This window comes from Frankia sp. AiPs1, from assembly GCF_023716945.1.
GTDB lineage: Bacteria > Actinomycetota > Actinomycetes > Frankiales > Frankiaceae > Frankia.
Genome location: NZ_JAMQQF010001165.1, coordinates 1 through 590 on the forward strand (window position 1 = coordinate 1; position 590 = coordinate 590).

A 590-nucleotide genomic window follows, 5' to 3' on the forward strand; every position below is an offset into this window, starting at 1 on the left:
GCCCTCGCCGCCGCCCACGGAGCCGGGCGTCCCGTCCTCGCCGTGGTGGCCACCGGTCGCGAGGCCGAGGACCTGGCCGCCGCGCTGGCCGGCCTGCTCGATCCCGAGGTGGTGGCCGTCTTCCCGAGCTGGGAGACGCTGCCCCACGAGCGGTTGTCCCCCCGGGCCGACACGGTGGGTCAGCGCCTGGCCGTGCTGCGCCGGCTGGCCCATCCGGCGAGCACCGGCCGGCCGCCGTTGCGGGTCGTCGTCGCGCCGGTTCGCTCCGTGCTCCAGCCCCAGGTCGCCGGGCTCGGCGAGCTCGCCCCGGTCAGCCTCGCGGCGGGCGACACCGCCGACCTCGACGACGTGGTCACCCGACTGGTGGACATGGCCTACCACCGGGTGGACCTGGTCGAGCGGCGTGGCGAGATCGCTGTGCGCGGCGGGATCCTCGACGTCTTCCCGCCGACCGAGGAGCACCCGCTGCGGGTGGAGTTCTTCGGCGACGAGGTGGAGGACATCCGCCGGTTCGCCGTCGCCGACCAGCGGGCGCTGCCCGAGGGCGACTCCGGGCCGGCCGGCGCCGGCGGGCGCGGGCTGTTCGCGCC

1 pseudogene is annotated in these 590 nt (G+C 77.5%); it reads left to right on the plus strand.

The window, feature by feature from the left end:
* Positions 1-590: pseudogene (locus tag ND748_RS33460) on the plus strand (transcription-repair coupling factor); the annotation flags it as partial.